Origin of the sequence: Ligilactobacillus equi DSM 15833 = JCM 10991, from assembly GCF_000615765.1 — a bacterium.
GTDB lineage: Bacteria > Bacillota > Bacilli > Lactobacillales > Lactobacillaceae > Ligilactobacillus > Ligilactobacillus equi.
Genome location: NZ_BAMI01000027.1, coordinates 1 through 16,742 on the forward strand (window position 1 = coordinate 1; position 16,742 = coordinate 16,742).

Consider the following 16,742-nt stretch of genomic DNA (forward strand, 5'->3'; position numbering starts at 1 on the left):
CCATAAGCTAATAACACATATAACTTTTCATAATACTTCTCCCCTAAAAAGCCGCAAGCACCCCTAGCTTGCGGTTTTTGTTTTGCACACATTCGCAAGTCCCTAACCATCTAGAGCTTATTCACTTAGTTGGTAGTGGTCAGGGTTGACATTGGCAAAGAGTGGAGATAATTGGCCGTGGCACAAGATCGTTAAGCGGTGCATTGCCCGTGAACAAATCGTGTAAACTAATTGTCTTTGGCTGTCGTCACCGTAATTTTGGGCGTTAGCATCCCACATAATAATCGCATCGAATTCTAAACCTTTAGCGAGGTAAGATGGAACCACCAAAGTTCCAGGTACCAAACGTTGGTTTTCTGTGCGAATTAAGGTTACCTCTTGTCCTTGAGCTTTAAGTTCCGCTGTAATGGTTTCACATTCCGCCAAAGTCTTCCCAATAATCGCCGTCGTCAATTTTTCTTGGTCGTTAGTAGCCAACTGTTGAACTGCTTTACTTAGCATCGCTGCTTGACTATCAGTTTGGAAAATGACTGGTTTTTCTCCCGCACGTTCGAAGGCTGTGACCGCCTCACCATTAATTAAGACCTCTTTGGTAAAGTCGGTAATTTGTTGGGTAGAACGGTAAGACTTGGTTAATTGCACAACACTTGTCTTTTCCTTATCAAACATAGTCCCAAGCTCTTTTAACAAGCTGTGGCTGTTCTCTCCAGTAAAGATAGCTTGGTTCAAATCCCCTAACAAGGTAAACTTGGCATTTGGGAAGGAGAATTTTAGATAGGCTAATTGGTAGGCCGTGTAGTCTTGAATTTCATCAACGAAGACGTGGCGCATTTCCGTTTCTCCCCGACGGCCACATACTAAATCAAAGAGGTAAAGAAAGGCTGTTACATCTCCCAGAGAAACTTTCTTTTCTTTAAAGTCTGCCTTAACAGCTTCTACATGCGCTTGCCATTCTGCAAGACTGACTTCATATTTAGCGAGATTAACTAAGCGTGGCACCGCCTTTAGAAAAGCCAAATATTGCATCCGAGGGCTGAGGAATTGGTTCTTAATAATCTTTTTGTGCACTGTGCTAAATTCGCGCATGACAAATTGCCGGCCCAAAAAGTCCATTTCAGCATCCCCACTCTTAAAGTTACGGGAGTGGTCACCATAAAGTTGGTCTAATTGTTGCTTACTTAAACCTTGAATGGCTTCTTGGACCCGTTCAGAACGCGCTGCCTTATTAATTCGCTTGTTAAGCTTTTTAATCAAGGCTTCGCGGGTCGCTGATAAGCGCACCTTGAGGTGATAGTTTTCGTTAAAACTGTAATAAATATCCTTGATGGTCTCTTTGGAAAAGAAAACTTCACCGTTTAACTTGATTGGCCGTACCCGCAAACCTTGCGTTTCTAAACTACGCGCATAGCGGGTGGTAGCTTTAAAGAATTCGAGGCTATCTTTTAGCTTTTGAATTTTTTGCGTCGCTGGTGCTTCCACTTTTTCAAATCGTTCTTGAAGGGTTTCGACCCGTAAATTAGGTACCCGCCGTTGACTGTATTGATAAAAGGTCATTTGAACCATATTGTGTTCCCCCATTTCAGGTAACACTTGGTCAATATAGTCATTAAACAATTGGTTAGGTGAGAATAAAATCACTTGGCTAGACTTTAATTTCCCCCGATATTGGTAAAGTAAGTAGGCTACTCTTTGTAAGACCGCAGAAGTCTTCCCAGAACCAGCGGCCCCTTGAACAAAGAGTAAGTCAGATTTAGTATCCCGGATGATTTTATTTTGTTCTCTTTGGATGGTGGTTACGATACTCTTCATCTTAATATCAGAATCTTCCCCCAAGACTTCCAATAACATTTGGTCACCCAAGGTTTCATCGGTATCAAAAACCGTCAAAATTTGGCCATCTTCCACCATAAATTGCCGTTTTAATTCCAGATTAACTTTGCGTTCGCCATCTGGAGTCAGGTAAGTTACTTCACCTAAACCTTGACCATCATAATAAATACTGGAGATAGGCGCTCGCCAGTCATAAACCAAGAAATTATCAGGCCCATCAGAAAAAGTCCCTAAACCGATATAAGCCACTTCCTTACTCTCACCTTCTTCGGTGAAGTCAATGCGTGCAAAGTAAGGCTTGTGTTCCAAGCGTTCCAAGGTTTCAAGACGACGTTTGGCTTGGTTTAAGTTACTTTCTCTTTCCTGGAGTAATTGTTGTTGTTGCCGGACAGTCAAAGCCGTTTCCATCATACCCGAATAAGTTGACGTTTTAAGGCGGACATTCTTGGAAAAATCGTCCTTGATAGTCTTGCTATCAGCTTCAACCTTCGCAACCGTTTTGCCTTCCTTAACTTGTGCTTCTTTAATTTTAGCAACGACTGCGTCCATCCGTTTTTGTTCTGTTTCTTTAATTGTGGCCATAACTTAACGTAAGCCCCCTGTCTTCAAATTTTCAGTATTCTATTTTAGCATGTTTTCCAACTCGCTTTCAATCAAAAGACTTCATACTCTTAGGCTACAAACTAAACGGTATCCGTGCTACAATGAAAGTGAATTTGACATAAGAAAGGAACTAACATGGCTTTTAATGTTTACTTTATCCGTCACGGACAAACAATTTTAAATAAATACAACCGCATGCAAGGTTGGTGTGACTCACCTTTAACAGCTAAGGGCTTAGCTGATGCTAAAGAAGTCGGTCAAAAACTTGCTGAAATCAAATTTGACCATGCCTTCCACAGTGATACTATGCGGGCTCAAAATACCTGTCTTAACCTTTTAGCCCAAAACAAGCATGAAACACCAACGCCAGCTGTTATGCCTGAATTTCGTGAACAAGGTTATGGCTACTTTGAAGGAGCTGATTCTGGTAATGCTTGGATGATGATTGGCGGTCCGCACGGTTGTCGTACATTTAAAGAATTAATTACCACTTACTCCATTGAAGAAGCTCGCAACTTTGCCAAGGAAGCCGATCCCTTCAACGATGCTGAAAATGATGCCGACTTCCAAGCACGCATTGACCTTGGTTTGGCTAAACTACGCCAACAAACACACGACGGTCAAAATATTGTTATCGTTAGTCACGGTACGACTATCCGGAGTCTAGTTCACCGCTTTGCTCCCGAAACTGATATTACTATCGGCCCACGCAACGGTTCGATTACTAAATTCAGTATCAGTGATGACCAAGTTAACTTAGAATTTTACAACCACTAATAAAAAAACGTCCCAGTTTGGACGTTTTTTTGTTGCAAATTTTATTCTTCCACCGGAGTCATTTTTCCAGTCACATAACTAAGACGATACCCCGGTTCGATATTAGGAATCACCACATTCAGTTTGAATTTGCCATTTTGGCTCCGCGCTTGAATGTGGTAACACCGTGGAATAACCTCATTATCTGCATGATACATGGGTTCAACCTGATAACGCACATTATCGTACTTCCTAACGGCCTTTAAGACTTCCTTTTCAATTTCAGCTTGTAAGACCGCATTCGACCAGCGTGTTTGTGGCGTAAGATTGGTGCGCTTGTTTGCCTTGGTTTTTAAAATCTTATCATTGAACATACTTCGGGCAATCAAGTGTCCCCGCGTTAAACCAGGGGCAAAACCCAACGGATCGGTGGTAATTGGACCCTTATTACTAAGACGTGGTAAGTTACTTTTTACCAACCACATACTAGCCTTAATCGGCCTTTGTTTATTATCAACGCGTAAAGCCGGCATATTTTTGGTTTTGGGTTGCGTGAAAGCCAAACGAGTCTTATTTTCATTGCAGATAAAAATATTACTCTGATTATCGAAAAATAACTTATCACCATCTAAGTTATATTGCTTTTGAATGTTATCCGTAACCGTTGAACGTGCGCGGTTAGAAACTTCTTGGGAAATATGAGCATACTCGCCTTCTTCCGGCTGATTAGCACTCATCTTTTCCAGGTCATGTTGCTGATTTTTTTGCGGTGCTTTAAGTTTCAATGGAGCTTCAAAACTATTTTCTAAGACCTTTGGCTTAGATACTGATTGTTTTTCTTCTTTAAGCGCCTGTAAGCGTTGTGTAACTTTTGCTACATCTGTTGGCGTTTGAACTTCTTGGACTTCCATGCCAAGAAAATCCAAAACTTCTTGGCGAATCAACGCATCAATCTCGGCCTGTCTTTGTTTCTGTTTAGCTACCAGTTCAGCCTTCAAACTCTCAATCTGTTGACTAAGCTCGGCTTCCTCCGCCAAAAGTTGGTTAAAACGTTCTGTTTCCACCACAATCTACCTACCTTTTAACAATATAATCTAAAATTTTATATAATAGCTCGATGTTAGCTTTAGGGATAGGGTAAGCCATTAATTCATCAGGATATTGAGGGTATACCGTATCCTTTAGAAAATTTCCATCGTTAAGCACAATTTCGCGAATATCATCAGGTAAAACTTCCAGATGGAATTGTAGACCGACCACATTATCTCCTACCATGATTGCTTGTTGAGCAGTGTGCTCGTTATTATAGAAGGTTTTAATTTGGCGAATAGCCGGTAATTCAAAGTAGCATTGCTCTTGATGCCAGTGAAAGGCCGTCAAAGCAATCGGAAGACCTGGGATAACTTCATCTTGGCGCTCAATCATTCCCCAGCCGGCCTCCTTACGGCCCTTAACAATCTGAGCTCCCATAACTTTACCAATTTGTTGCATCCCAAAACAAATTCCCAAAACTGGTTTGCCCACTTCCATCATATTAGCAATTAAAGCTCTTTCTTCTAAAATCCAATCATCATGGTCTTCAACACTTTGGGGGCCACCTAATAATACTAACAAATCAGTATTTGCGGCTTTAGGCAACTTAGTTCCCATTGTTGCTGGATGGTAAATGTAAAGTTCGTGACCATGTTGGTGGGCCCAATCTGCGATTGCTCCGGGACCCTCGTTAGGAGTATGCTGTAATACATTAATTCTCATTTTGGACCTCTTTTCGTAAAAACGATTTCGTTAACTTTTATTTTACCACTTTATCGTTCACTTAACATTATGAGCGCTTCCTCAGAATCCTATTTTTTTCTTAAATTTCGCCCATGACATTTTTAACAAACCTTATCACAAAGATAATGAAAACGCTATCTTTTGCATGTTATAATGCAAGTGAAAAAGAAAAAGCAAGGAGGAATTGACCATGTTTAACTTTATCTTACGTAATCCCAAAACCACTAACCCATCCCAAAAAGAAAAAGAAGCCCACGTACAAGCAAAAAACTACGAACGTTTTGTTGCGGCTAACTACGGGCAAACCCTCGATCAAGCTGTACCACAACAGTGGGTTGTTTCTAAAGAAAAATACTATACGCGTTAATTAATATCCCCAAAAAAGTCCACTGCTCGGTTCGGCAGTGGACTTTTTACGTTTAGTAAGCTGAAACTAATTGACCATTTGAAACAGTATAAGCCGCAATGACAGGGTTAACACTAGGATCAACGTCCTTGCCGTTTTCAATCATTTTAGCATGGTTTTCGTGCACCGATAAAATATCACCATCAGCGGTAACATATAGTTCTGAACTGTCTAAATTGTTGTCTTTGGCCGCCTTAGCTAAAGCTTGCGGTGCATATTGCATGACACCAGTTACCTGACTTGAAGAAGTAGCAGCGGTCTCACTTTCACTGGTAACCTGACTAGCACTAGAACTACTTTGACTTGTAGCGGAATTGCTAGCACTGGTCATACTAGTACTGTTATTGGTTTTAGTTGTAACCTGGCTATTATTAGAACTCTTAGCCTTTGCTACCACCTTAGCCGTTGAGCTAGTGGCAGAAGATTGATCCTGGGCTTGGTCAGAACCACAAGCCCCCAAAACCAAACTTAAGGTCAAAATAGGCAAATATAATAAACTAATTTTTTTAAGTTTCATGTTTCTTCCCTTTAACTTTCTTAATTTCCTTCATCTAATTACATGCTTAATCATAATCTGTCCCTCTTTCCACGTCAAGAAATTCATGTTAACTTTGTGTGTTATGCTAGTTAAATTCGAGAAATAAATATGAATGTTAGTAGCCCGAATAAAATTTTAAAAAGATGGTTGACATTTAAGATTATGGTGTTATGATTATAAACAATTAATATAAAGTTAAACGGCAATGAGAAGGGGAGTAGGTTATTTCCACGCACGCAGAGAGTTCCTGGTTGGTGAAAAGGAATTGTACGGAAGTTTCACGAAAATCACCTTTGAGCGGAAGATGCGATGAGTGTCTTCAGGTTGTACCCTCTATAGTACTGACGTATCGCCCAAAGTACAGCTTTGGGCCGCACGTGACAAAGGCTGACTGTTATTTAGTTGGCGAAAAATAGGTGGTACCGCGGAAACGCCCTATGAGGATTTAGTCCTTGTAGGGCGTTTTTAATTGCTATTTAATTTTTTGAAAATTATTATGAGGTGATTACTATGAATCAAGGAACAACATTATTGACATTAGACAACGGCTACCATTTATTTTCACGTAAAGAGGGTGAGGGCCCTGTAAAGCTTCTTTGTGTTCACGGCGGTCCTGGGGGTAATCATGAAGAATTTGAAAACTTTGCTCAAAACCTTACTGACAAAGGTGTCGAAGTTTATACATATGACCAATTAGGTTCTTTTTATTCTGACCAACCTGATTTCAGTAAAGAAGAAAACCGGCACTTTTTGACCCTAGACTATTATCTTGAAGAACTTGAAGAAGTTCGGCAAAAACTAGGTTTGGATGATTTCTATCTTCTTGGCCATTCCTGGGGAGGACTTTTAGCACAAGAATATGCCTTGAAATATGGCCAACATCTCAAAGGGTTGGTATTGATGTCAATGATTGATAATATCGAGGAATACACACCGCATGTTAACAAACTTAGAGAAGACCTCTTTTCCGAACTAGAAGTTAAATACATGCGTGATGTTGAAGCCGAAGAAAATTTTGACGATCCAATGTATCAACAGCTTTTGGACAAGTTATATTCGCTTTATGTGACTCGGCATCCTAAAGTTAAGCACATGATTAGTACTATGGCAGCGCTGTTTACAATCATTTCCAAGGTAATAATGAATTTGTGATGGTTGGGACTTTAAACGGTTGGGATCGGCGTGCTGACTTACATAAGTTGGAAATGCCAACGCTCTTAACCTTTGGGGAATTTGATACGATGCCATTAGATGCGGCCCGTCGTATGCAAGATACCCTACCAAATTCACGTTTGGTATTGACTCCGGATGGTGGTCACTGTCACAACGAGGATAATCCAGCAGCCTTTTTCAAGACGTTATACCAATTCTTAGCTGAAGTCGAAGATGGTACCTTTAAAGGTGCTTAATTAGGGAGGAAAGCTTATGAAGTTAAAGAAAATGTTATTATCAGCGCTTGTCGTTAGTGCAAGTGCTAGCTTATTAGCTGCTTGTTCATCTAATAAACAAGAAACGGCTGAAAAGAATCAAACCTTATATTTAATGCAAACGAGTGATATTCTTTCCTTGGATAATTCTAACATGGCCAACTTGGCACAATGGAATGTTTTCGAACAATCCATGGAAGGTATGTATCGAGCAAATAAAGATGGAGAGTTAATTCCAGCTATGGCCAACAAGGTAGTTAAACCAACAAATGGCGGGAAGACCTATACCTATCACCTACGTAAGAATGCTAAGTGGTCAAATGGTGACCCCGTTACTGCGCAAGATTTTGTGACTTCTTGGAGACGTTCCGCTGCTCCAACAGCTAAATCTGGTTACAACTACATCTTTACAGGAATTAAGAATGCAACCAAGATTTCTAACGGGAGCTTACCAGCATCTGAATTAGGGGTTAAAGCATTAGATAAACATACCTTACAAGTTGAGCTAGAATACCCAATGCCTTACTTCAATAAAATGATGGTTTTACCAGCATTCTTCCCCCAAAACACTAAGTATGTGAAGAAGTATGGTGATAAATACGGAACCAATAGTTCACGTTTAGCATATAACGGGGCTTTCCAAGTTAAAGGATGGACAGGAACCAACGAAAAATGGACTTTAACGCGTAATAGCCATTACTACGCTAAAGACCAAGTTCATTTAAAGAAAATTGCTATGCAAGTAGTTAAGGACTCTAATACAGCTCACCAATTGTTCCAAGAAAATAAGCTTGACGAAGCACAAGTAACGGGAACAACGGCTCAAGGTTTACAAAATGATAAAAACTTGCACCACGTCAGACGAGCAGGAACCTACTACTTACGATTAAACCTGGAACAAAATAAAACCTTTAGTAACCAGAAATTACGTCAAGCACTGTATCTTGTCTTGAACCGTAATCAATTAGCTAACAAGGTTCTTAGCGACGGATCTAAGGCTGCAGATACGTATGTTGCTCCAGGATTGGCCAAAGACCCAACAACTGGTAAAGACTTTGCTACAGAAATGAAACCAAGTGAAACGCATAATGTGGCTAAGGCGAAGAAGTTGTGGCAAGAAGGTTTGAAGGAGTTAGGCAAGTCTGAAGTGACATTGACAATGGTAACTGATGACCAAACGGTATCTAAAAATATCGGTCAATTTGTTCAATCACAAGTTGAGACTAATTTTAAGGGTGCAAAGGTTAGCGTAACATCAGTGCCAAATAAGAACGCAAGCGACCGAGTAAGTAGTGGTAAATTTGATATGCAATACACACTTTGGCTAGCTGATTTTGCTAATCCGGTGAGTGATTTTGATGTTTTAACTTCAACTAACCCACAGAACTATGGGAAGTACAATAGTACTGCTTATGATGATCAACTTACTCAAGCTAAAGTCAATGGTAACAATGAAAAGGCCTTTTGGACTAACATGCGTAATGCTCAAAAGCAATTGAATGGTGACATGCCAGTTGTACCTTTATATACTATGACTGAAAGCTACTTGGTTAATCCTAAATTAAAGGGTGTTCTTTACCACACAGTTGGTGAAACAGATTACACTCGTGCATACTTTAATAAATAGAAGGAGATAACCTAACTCTCTAATAAATTTTAAAAATAGCCATAGTAAAAACCTTAAGAGATTAACGTTTTTGGAAACGTAATTTCTTAAGGTTTTTAAATTACAAAACTTATCTCTTACTTCGATTGATAACAAATCTCAGTATTGCTTTTCCTACCCCATCACCATTATTACTTTCAGTAATTACATCAGCAACCTCTAACAACTTAGGTGTTGATTCTTTAACCGCTACCCCAATTCCGGCATATTTTATCATTGGAATATCTGGGTCAGAATCTCCGATTGCCATAGTTTCCTCTGGTTTAATGTCTAACTTTTTACTAATTTGATTTATAGCCCAACCCTTGTTGACACTTTTACTTACAAAATCAATATAATATGGTTCAGATCTAGTAATACTCAAGTTTTCATAATATTCCTTAGGAATATTACTTTGCAATTTTTCGATAACTTGTGGCTCTGCAGCAAACATTAACTTTAGAAAATCCTTTTTTTGAGATAGTTCTTGAAGTTGCTCAAAAGTCCTATAGTGTATTGGTAATTTATTCTTATAAGATTCAAGCGTAGCATACAAATTTATATCAGAATCTGTAGTGTATGCGTCTTCTGCTGTTTGTGCCATCATAAATATTCTCTGGCCTTGTATTGCTGTGTGACTGAATTTTTCAATTTTAGCTATATCTTCAAAGTTAATAGTATTTTTAGCAACTATTTTACCACTAGTAGATGTAATCATCCCTCCATGAAAAATTGCTACATACTGATCATCTTGATTGGATAAACCTAACTGTTCTAAATACTGTTGCGTACTAACTAAAGGGCGCCCAGTAATAAGCGCCACTTTAATCCCCTTTTGTGTCGCTTGTTTAATGGCATCAACTGTAGTGGGTAATAATCTTCTATCATCAGTTATCAATGTTCCATCTATATCAATGGCTATTAATTTTATATTTGACATGATTAAGCACTCCTTTTTTTGATGGATCCCTACATTACAATCTATAGATATGACATTATCTAAACTATTCCCACATCATCTTACAAATTCCGTAATTCAGTCACAATTTCTGCATATGACTGTTCCTTACCAAAAATGGCGGATGTTCCTAATACAAAATTATTAATGCCTATATTCTTATATTTTTTTATCCTCTGTGGAGAGATATTTCCATCAAGGCCTATTTCAAACGTAAACTCATTTTCTTTCCTTAGTGCACAAACTTGCTTAATCTTTTTGTCCATACTCTCAATAAATCTTTGACCAGCAAATCCGGGATTTACTGTCATTATTATAACTCCATCTATATGTGGAAGTAGTTCTGAAACCATTTCTATAGATGTTTCGGGGTTTATAGCAATTCCTGCCTTGCAACCATAATCTTTTATTTTTTCTAAAGTTGTTAGTGGAAATCTATCTGCTTCAGGATGAATATATATTATCTGAGCACCTGCTTCAGCAAACAATTTAACATGCCTAATAGGATTTTCAATCATTAAGTGTGCGTCAAGTGGTAAGTGGGTAAGTCTATTAACACTAATATAGTCTTCCAATCCAAGTGCAAAATTGGGGACAAAATTTCCATCCATAATATCCATATGGAGTAAATCTACACCTGCTTGTTCTAAATCTTGAATTTCTAAGTCTAACTTAGTAAAGTCCGCACACATCATTGATGGACATAAGTTAATTTTACTCATAATTATTTCCTTTCATAACAAAATAACTACCATAATATCAGAAAATATGGTAGTTATATTAGTCATTAATTTTTATTTACGGTCATAGAGGTAAATAAATTAATCACCATTTTTATTTTGTGTAGTTACATGGTTATATAATGCCTTACCAGCCTTAACATCTTCCCAAGTACCAATCTTTACACCCTCAGAATAGTAACCATCTAATGCACCATCACGTTGTAATTTTGTTTGTTCCAATGCAACTTTGGAATTCCATTCCGTAATGTCAACATCCGCAAGAGACTTGTGTAAAGCCGTAACAGGTCCATATCTTTACCACCTGAAGTAAATAATGTACCATGGGAATTAAGTAAAAATCCGTTACGTAATGCTTTATCTCCAAGTTTCTTAACTTCATTAGATACATATTCTGCTAATTCTTCAGAACACATTGGGTGCCACTCTAATGTTCTAATTTCTTTTAACTTTTGAGTAGCTTCTGTCAAGTTAGGCATATTTAAACCTGTTGTTGCCCAAAACATTGATTGATCAGCATGGGAGTGGAAGACACATTTAATGTCAGGATTTACATCATAAATCGCTTCATGCATATTAATTTCACGAGTAACTTTTCCGTTACCTGAAATAACTTTTCTAGTGTGAGGTTCGATAACTAAGATTTGGTCCGCAGTTAGATGCCCCAAATATGCTTCTGACATCATCGTTGGTGTCATTACATAGTATTCCTTACCTTCTTCATCTTTCACACGAATACTGATATTACCACCAACAATATTAGTATCACGTCTTTCCATGACTGTTCTAACAACTCTTGCTAAATCTTCACGTTCATATTCAAAAGGAATTCGACCTGCTGGAAACTTCATAGTGTAACAACCTCTCTTTTTAATATTTCTTTTTTAATTCACGTAACTCTTTCAACTGTTTTTTTGCTTTTCTTTTTTTCTCTAAATAGCCAGGGAAAAGAACGTTACTACCTTTTTTATTTACTAATAATCCTAGGATAATGACAAAAATATTTACCCAATACATTTTCGTAAAAATTGCCATTACGAATAGTAGAAATGTTAAGAAACTAATAAATGTCCAAAACTGCCTAGTCTTTGTCATAACAATCTTCCCCCCTAATAAAGTTTACTTTTCTTCCAATTTCTTGTACTTATTTGCTGGAATTGGTTCTTTTTGGAATCTAAGGTAAAGTAATGCAAACAAGGTAAGTAAAGCGACAAAACCAATAATTGCCCAAATATTACCACGACCAGCCCATGATGCTAGGAATCTAAAATCTGGTGCTTCAATAGAACTCCATGAAACTTCTGAACCAGAAGGAACCTTAATGGCTCCCGTACTCTTTGCTAATTTTGTAAAGATACCTGCAAAGTATGTCGACCCGTATAAGAACAATGGCTCATAAATGATTCCTAAAACAATCATACGTAATAAGTTACCACCGGTTAAGAGTAAACCACCCACACCAAGACAGTAGTTAATAACACCAGCTAATGGTAAAATTTCATTGCCTGGTAAGATAGCCGCAAACACAATTGAAATAGGAATCAAGAGAACCATAGTTACCCATAATTCAGTACTTTGTCCTAAAATTGGCCAGTCAAGGCCAATAACAAACTCACGACCTTTGACATGCTTCTTCATAAAATCGCTCATCGTAGTACCGAACGGGGTTAAAGCATCCATGAAGAATTTAGCCATAACTGGGAAAATAGCCATAACCGCACCTGTTGTTACAGCAAGGTTCAGTGAATTTGCAATACCATATCGCCCAACAAGGCCAAGTAATAATCCAATAATGGCACCCATAACAACTGGCTCACTTAGGATACCGATTTTACGCTTTAAAGAGTCGGCATCCCATTCTTTATTAAACACTGGAATAAAGTCCATCACTTTGTTAATGGGACTCATAATAACAGCAGTAAAAGTTTCGATGTGGGTAACAGTTACCCCTTCGTAACCCAGCATATCTTTGATTTCCTCAGACCACATATCACCGAGCTTCAAAGAAATAACAACTTGAATACCAGCTACAATAAATCCCCATAACATGTTCCCAGAGAATTGGTAAACAATGTAACCAGTTAATGCAATTCCCCAAACATTCCACATATCTGCATTCAAAGTTTTTGTCATTTTACCTAGTAACATAATTAAGTTAATGCCTAATTCAATGGCAAAAAATGCAAATGCCAATGGCCAAGCCCATGTAATAGCAGATGCACCAGTCCAACCAAAGTCAACAACGGGTAAATTAATACCTGTATTCTTCGCCAAAGCCTTAGCTGCTGGACTTACAGCTGCAGTCAACTGATTGATAGCTAAACTCATCCCAATGAAACCAGTACCTAAATACAATCCTGAAAGTAATGCCTTAGATAGTTTCATACCAAATATTAAACCTAAAATAGCAATGAATATTGGGATAAGAACTGTAGATCCAACACCAAGAACTGCTTGCACTATGTCATTCCAATTCATATTTATCACCTCGAGATTTTAGTAATATTAAAAAAGCATAAGAATTATATTTTATGTTTTTCAACAACCTCCTTTACTTTTTCATTTGCTTCATCTTGGCCCATTCCTGTTAACCAAGGTAAACCCACCATTCCGACAACATCATTTTCATCAAGCGTTTCTTGAAGCTCTGCATCAGCCGGTGCAATTCCAACATAAATAATAACGCTAGGATCGTTTTCGATAGTAGACTTAGCCGTTTCAATTGGCTTTGGGGTAGCCTTAGCATACCCATCTAATCCAACAGATGCTAAGTATTCATTCAATTTATTTGATACTTGGGGACTAGTTGCAACACCTGAACCACAACAAACTAAAATAGTTTTCATAATTAAACACCTCGTTAATCTTTAAAAGTTTCTGTAACTAATTCATACATTTTTTCTTTTGTATCAGCATTCTTAAATTTTTCTACAAATGCACTATCCTGAAAGGCAGCCATCATACTTGCTAATAACTGAGGTTGCTTAGAACCTTCCTTTATACCCAAGAAAAGGAAGTCACGAGTTGACATATCCGCTGCGTCGCCCATTTGCTTAACATTAAGTACTTCCTTATTTCGTGCAATATAGATAAATGGTTTTTTGATATATTTACTATCTACATGTGGTAAAGCAACCGAAATCTCTGGAAATTGAAGTCCCGTTGGATAGGATAATTCTCGCTTTTCAAGTCCAGTAATGTACCCCAGTTCTGCTACACCCCCTTCAATAGCCCGCATTCCGACTAAATCAAAGAGTTGTGCTTCATCAGAAACTAATACATTTAAGTCAATTAAATCAACATCAAACATATCCTTAATCATAAAATCATCTCCTTTTAAATTTCATTTGTTTCCGCTTACATACTTTATTATAATCAAAAAAAAAAACAATCCTTTTTTTGATTATTTTTGATTTTTTATTTACGAACTTGAACGTTTAACTTTGTTATATTATAATAAAAGACATATATTAGAATATAAAAAATATAAGAGAGGTGTCCAAAGATGATTAAAAATGTTCGTTTAAATAAAATAATAGATATCATCAATTTAAACGGTGGAACAATGTCTACCTCTGAAATTGCGTCAACTATAGGCGTATCTGAGGTTACCATTCGGAGAGATTTAAAAGAGTTAGAGCAACAAGGAAAATTAATTCGTGAACATGGCGGAGCTTCCATTATAGAAGAACCTCAAAAACATATTGAATTTTCAACTGATGAGAAAATGTTGCGAAATATAGGAAAAAAAGAAGAAATTGGGAAAAAACTTGGTAAGCTTATTCCAGATAAATCAACTATATTTCTTGGTGCAGGAACCACACTATTACTAGCAATTCCTTATCTAGTAAAGAAAGAGTTAACATTTATTACAAATAGTTATCCTGCCTTTCAAGCATTATTAGAATATGATAATAGAGTCATTTTAACTGCTGGAGAACTGTACAAGAAAACAGGTGAATTCCTAGGAGAAATTGCAGAAAACTCATTTAATAGCATTAACATTGATTATGCTTTATGTTCAACAAATGGTATTAGTGAAAATAAAGTAACTACTAGTAATTCCCAGCAAGGAAGTATCCAGTCTACTGCAATGATGTGCTCAAATAAGAAAATTATCGTGGCTGATACTTCAAAAATTGGTAATTTAGATGTGATTACTTTTTCTAATCTGGATTCTTTTGACTTTCTTGTCAGTGACGATGATTGGGATGCAGAAGTCAAAAAAAAATACTCTCAATATATTGAAATTAAATAGAATGTGAAAGGAAGTTTATTATGATTATTACTTTAACTATGAATCCCTCTGTTGATTATCTTTATAAATTAAGCACCTTATCACCAGGAAATTTGAATAGAGTAGAGTTAGTATCAAAAATGGTTGGTGGGAAAGGAATAAACGCGGCACGTGTATCATCAATTCTAGGTACAGATACTATTGCGATGGGAGTAATTGGTGGCCAGAATGGTCAATATATAGAAAATGAAACTTCTATCGATAAATTTACACCGAAATTCATTAAAGTAAAAAATGAAACGAGAAATTGTTACGTTATTCTTGATAAAAATAACAACAAAACTGAAATTAATGAATATGGTTACCCCATTGAAACAAAAACAATTTCTCTAATTACAAACAACATTAGAGAAATTCTTTCTAATGAAAAGGTATCTATTATTTCTCTTAATGGTAGTTTACCAACCAACTGCCCTTCTGATTTTTACAATAGATTAATAAAGGATATTCGCTCTATAAATAAAGACGTGAAGGTATTACTCGATACATCTGGAGATGCATTGAAAACTTGTTTAAATTCTAAGTATCTTCCCAATATAATCAAACCCAATGAAGTTGAAATTGCTAATTTACTCGGTATTTCTGTAACTACTGATGTTAAAATACTAAAGGCTAAAATTGAAAAAAATGACTTATTGTCAAAAATTCCAATTATTTTTGTTTCATTAGGTTCACAGGGATCACTTGTTAAATATAATCATTCTTTTTATAAAATAACGTTTCCTAAAATAAACGCTGTCAATACACAAGGATCTGGTGACTCTACTGTTGGTGGTTTGTTATCTGCAATTGATATGCAGAAAGATGAAAAAGAAATTATTAAGTATGGTTCTGCCGCCGGTACAGCTAATGCATTGAATATTAAAACTGGTTTTATTGATATAGAAGATTTTAAAAACTCATACGATAATGTAGAAATTTCAATGATTGGAGAATAAACTATGGAATACGAAGTATATTACATTAGACATGGACAAACGTTGCTCAACCTTTCTCATCGTATGCAAGGTTGGTCAGATTCACCATTAACAGAAAAAGGTATTCAAGATGCCGTAGAAGCTGGACAGTTGTTAAAAAAAGAAAATTTAGAATTTTCTAAAGTATACTGTAGTGATACAAGTAGAGCCTACAATACTTGTAAAAAAATAACTGAATTATGTAATATACCCCAAAATTCAATAAAACCAAGCTCTTTGTTCAGGGAACAATGCTACGGTTATTTTGAAGGACATAATATTGATGAAACATGGAGGATTATCGGTCTTCCATATGGACAAACCAAGTTCCTTGATCTTGTGTCTGAATATGGTATTGATAATGTTCGTAATATGACCAAAAGTGCTGATCCAACAAAATTGGCTGAAAATGCTGAAGATTTTTGGACGAGAATTAACAAAAGCTTTAATTTAATTAGCTCCTCAGTTAAAAATAAAGAAAAAGTTCTTGTTGTATGTCATGGTACGCTAATTTTTAGTCTAGTTAAAAAATATGGAAATGGTATCGACAAAAATATTGAGCCTAAAAATGGTTCAGTCACTAAATTAGTGTTTAAAGATTCTAAACCCACTGTTGAATTTTACAATAAGACATTCTAACTCAAATGATAGGTTGGATTACAGAAATTGTCATCTTTACACATACCACTAAATTTAATTAATCATATAACCAAAATCCCTTCGACTAAGCAAGTCAAAGGGATTTTGTAACTATTCGTTAAACACCATTCTTTGCCTAACCAACCTCTGATATTCCTCAATCCCTATCAT

General features: G+C 36.8%; 16 protein-coding genes and 2 pseudogenes. 7 read left to right on the top strand and 11 right to left on the bottom strand.

The annotated features are described in order from the left end of the window. Positions 1-117: 117 nt before the first annotated feature. Positions 118-2,412 (bottom strand): RNA polymerase recycling motor HelD, encoded by a 2,295-nt coding sequence (gene helD, locus JCM10991_RS06825; protein ID WP_025020937.1) that lies wholly within the window; start codon positions 2,410-2,412, stop codon positions 118-120. Positions 2,413-2,568: 156 nt separating this feature from the next. Here helD and JCM10991_RS06830 point away from each other — a divergent pair, with 156 nt between their 5' ends. Next, on the top strand, positions 2,569-3,210 hold the full coding sequence (locus JCM10991_RS06830) for a histidine phosphatase family protein (protein ID WP_023859979.1): 642 nt from the start codon (positions 2,569-2,571) through the stop codon (positions 3,208-3,210). A 41-nt stretch (positions 3,211-3,251) separates the two neighbouring features. Here JCM10991_RS06830 and JCM10991_RS06835 read toward each other — a convergent pair whose 3' ends face one another. Beyond that, complete coding sequence (locus JCM10991_RS06835) at positions 3,252-4,256, bottom strand: DNA/RNA non-specific endonuclease (RefSeq protein WP_025020938.1); 1,005 nt, start codon at positions 4,254-4,256, stop codon at positions 3,252-3,254. 7 nt (positions 4,257-4,263) lie between these two features. After that, positions 4,264-4,944, bottom strand: a complete 681-nt coding sequence (locus JCM10991_RS06840; protein WP_023859977.1) for a type 1 glutamine amidotransferase — start codon at positions 4,942-4,944, stop codon at positions 4,264-4,266. Positions 4,945-5,155: 211 nt separating this feature from the next. Here JCM10991_RS06840 and JCM10991_RS15175 point away from each other — a divergent pair, with 211 nt between their 5' ends. Beyond that, positions 5,156-5,332, top strand: coding sequence for a hypothetical protein (locus tag JCM10991_RS15175; RefSeq protein WP_023859976.1), 177 nt, complete (start codon positions 5,156-5,158; stop codon positions 5,330-5,332). A gap of 52 nt (positions 5,333-5,384) precedes the next feature. Here JCM10991_RS15175 and JCM10991_RS06850 read toward each other — a convergent pair whose 3' ends face one another. After that, complete coding sequence (locus tag JCM10991_RS06850; protein ID WP_025020939.1) at positions 5,385-5,888, bottom strand: hypothetical protein; 504 nt, start codon at positions 5,886-5,888, stop codon at positions 5,385-5,387. Between the two features lie 531 nt (positions 5,889-6,419). Between JCM10991_RS06850 and JCM10991_RS13070 the strand changes: the two are divergent. Continuing rightward, positions 6,420-7,318: pseudogene (locus JCM10991_RS13070) on the top strand (proline iminopeptidase-family hydrolase). A 16-nt stretch (positions 7,319-7,334) separates the two neighbouring features. Further along, the gene (locus tag JCM10991_RS06860) at positions 7,335-8,963 is read left to right on the top strand and encodes a peptide ABC transporter substrate-binding protein (protein ID WP_025020940.1); all 1,629 of its coding nucleotides are present in this window, start codon (positions 7,335-7,337) and stop codon (positions 8,961-8,963) included. Positions 8,964-9,072: 109 nt separating this feature from the next. On the opposite strand, the gene JCM10991_RS06865 is transcribed toward JCM10991_RS06860, so the two are convergent. From JCM10991_RS06865 to JCM10991_RS06895, 7 genes and pseudogenes are all read right to left on the bottom strand, one after another. Beyond that, a complete protein-coding gene (locus JCM10991_RS06865) occupies positions 9,073-9,921 on the bottom strand; it encodes a Cof-type HAD-IIB family hydrolase (protein WP_035188295.1) in 849 nt (282 codons plus the stop codon). An 80-nt stretch (positions 9,922-10,001) separates the two neighbouring features. Then, entirely contained in the window at positions 10,002-10,661 is a 660-nt protein-coding gene (gene rpe, locus JCM10991_RS06870; protein ID WP_025020942.1) for a ribulose-phosphate 3-epimerase, read from the bottom strand. A 99-nt stretch (positions 10,662-10,760) separates the two neighbouring features. Continuing rightward, positions 10,761-11,530: pseudogene (locus tag JCM10991_RS13075) on the bottom strand (class II aldolase/adducin family protein). Positions 11,531-11,549: 19 nt separating this feature from the next. Continuing rightward, positions 11,550-11,774 (bottom strand): hypothetical protein, encoded by a 225-nt coding sequence (locus JCM10991_RS13080; RefSeq protein ID WP_035188298.1) that lies wholly within the window; start codon positions 11,772-11,774, stop codon positions 11,550-11,552. A gap of 24 nt (positions 11,775-11,798) precedes the next feature. Continuing rightward, the gene (locus tag JCM10991_RS06885; RefSeq protein ID WP_025020943.1) at positions 11,799-13,157 is read right to left on the bottom strand and encodes a PTS galactitol transporter subunit IIC; all 1,359 of its coding nucleotides are present in this window, start codon (positions 13,155-13,157) and stop codon (positions 11,799-11,801) included. Between the two features lie 44 nt (positions 13,158-13,201). Beyond that, a complete protein-coding gene (locus JCM10991_RS06890) occupies positions 13,202-13,525 on the bottom strand; it encodes a PTS sugar transporter subunit IIB (protein WP_025020944.1) in 324 nt (107 codons plus the stop codon). 14 nt (positions 13,526-13,539) lie between these two features. Next, entirely contained in the window at positions 13,540-14,001 is a 462-nt protein-coding gene (locus JCM10991_RS06895) for a PTS sugar transporter subunit IIA (protein WP_025020945.1), read from the bottom strand. Positions 14,002-14,184: 183 nt separating this feature from the next. On the opposite strand from JCM10991_RS06895, the gene JCM10991_RS06900 reads away from it, so the two are divergent. The 3 genes from JCM10991_RS06900 to JCM10991_RS06910 are packed head-to-tail and all read left to right on the top strand — an operon-like array spanning position 14,185 to position 16,571. After that, a complete protein-coding gene (locus JCM10991_RS06900) occupies positions 14,185-14,937 on the top strand; it encodes a DeoR/GlpR family DNA-binding transcription regulator (RefSeq protein WP_025020946.1) in 753 nt (250 codons plus the stop codon). 20 nt (positions 14,938-14,957) lie between these two features. Beyond that, positions 14,958-15,914 carry a 1-phosphofructokinase family hexose kinase gene (locus JCM10991_RS06905; RefSeq protein ID WP_025020947.1) on the top strand — a complete coding sequence of 319 codons (957 nt, stop codon included), beginning with the start codon at positions 14,958-14,960 and terminating at the stop codon, positions 15,912-15,914. A 3-nt stretch (positions 15,915-15,917) separates the two neighbouring features. Continuing rightward, complete coding sequence (locus JCM10991_RS06910) at positions 15,918-16,571, top strand: histidine phosphatase family protein (protein ID WP_025020948.1); 654 nt, start codon at positions 15,918-15,920, stop codon at positions 16,569-16,571. Positions 16,572-16,742: the final 171 nt, after the last annotated feature.

Coding starts and splice junctions, on each gene's coding strand:
- helD (WP_025020937.1), bottom strand. CDS start 2,412: ATGGCCACAATTAAAGAAACAGAACAAAAACGGATGGACGCAGTCGTT.
- JCM10991_RS06830 (WP_023859979.1), top strand. CDS start 2,569: ATGGCTTTTAATGTTTACTTTATCCGTCACGGACAAACAATTTTAAAT.
- JCM10991_RS06840 (WP_023859977.1), bottom strand. CDS start 4,944: ATGAGAATTAATGTATTACAGCATACTCCTAACGAGGGTCCCGGAGCA.
- JCM10991_RS15175 (WP_023859976.1), top strand. CDS start 5,156: ATGTTTAACTTTATCTTACGTAATCCCAAAACCACTAACCCATCCCAA.
- JCM10991_RS06850 (WP_025020939.1), bottom strand. CDS start 5,888: ATGAAACTTAAAAAAATTAGTTTATTATATTTGCCTATTTTGACCTTA.
- JCM10991_RS06860 (WP_025020940.1), top strand. CDS start 7,335: ATGAAGTTAAAGAAAATGTTATTATCAGCGCTTGTCGTTAGTGCAAGT.
- JCM10991_RS06865 (WP_035188295.1), bottom strand. CDS start 9,921: ATGTCAAATATAAAATTAATAGCCATTGATATAGATGGAACATTGATA.
- rpe (WP_025020942.1), bottom strand. CDS start 10,661: ATGAGTAAAATTAACTTATGTCCATCAATGATGTGTGCGGACTTTACT.
- JCM10991_RS13080 (WP_035188298.1), bottom strand. CDS start 11,774: ATGACAAAGACTAGGCAGTTTTGGACATTTATTAGTTTCTTAACATTT.
- JCM10991_RS06885 (WP_025020943.1), bottom strand. CDS start 13,157: ATGAATTGGAATGACATAGTGCAAGCAGTTCTTGGTGTTGGATCTACA.
- JCM10991_RS06890 (WP_025020944.1), bottom strand. CDS start 13,525: ATGAAAACTATTTTAGTTTGTTGTGGTTCAGGTGTTGCAACTAGTCCC.
- JCM10991_RS06895 (WP_025020945.1), bottom strand. CDS start 14,001: ATGATTAAGGATATGTTTGATGTTGATTTAATTGACTTAAATGTATTA.
- JCM10991_RS06900 (WP_025020946.1), top strand. CDS start 14,185: ATGATTAAAAATGTTCGTTTAAATAAAATAATAGATATCATCAATTTA.
- JCM10991_RS06905 (WP_025020947.1), top strand. CDS start 14,958: ATGATTATTACTTTAACTATGAATCCCTCTGTTGATTATCTTTATAAA.
- JCM10991_RS06910 (WP_025020948.1), top strand. CDS start 15,918: ATGGAATACGAAGTATATTACATTAGACATGGACAAACGTTGCTCAAC.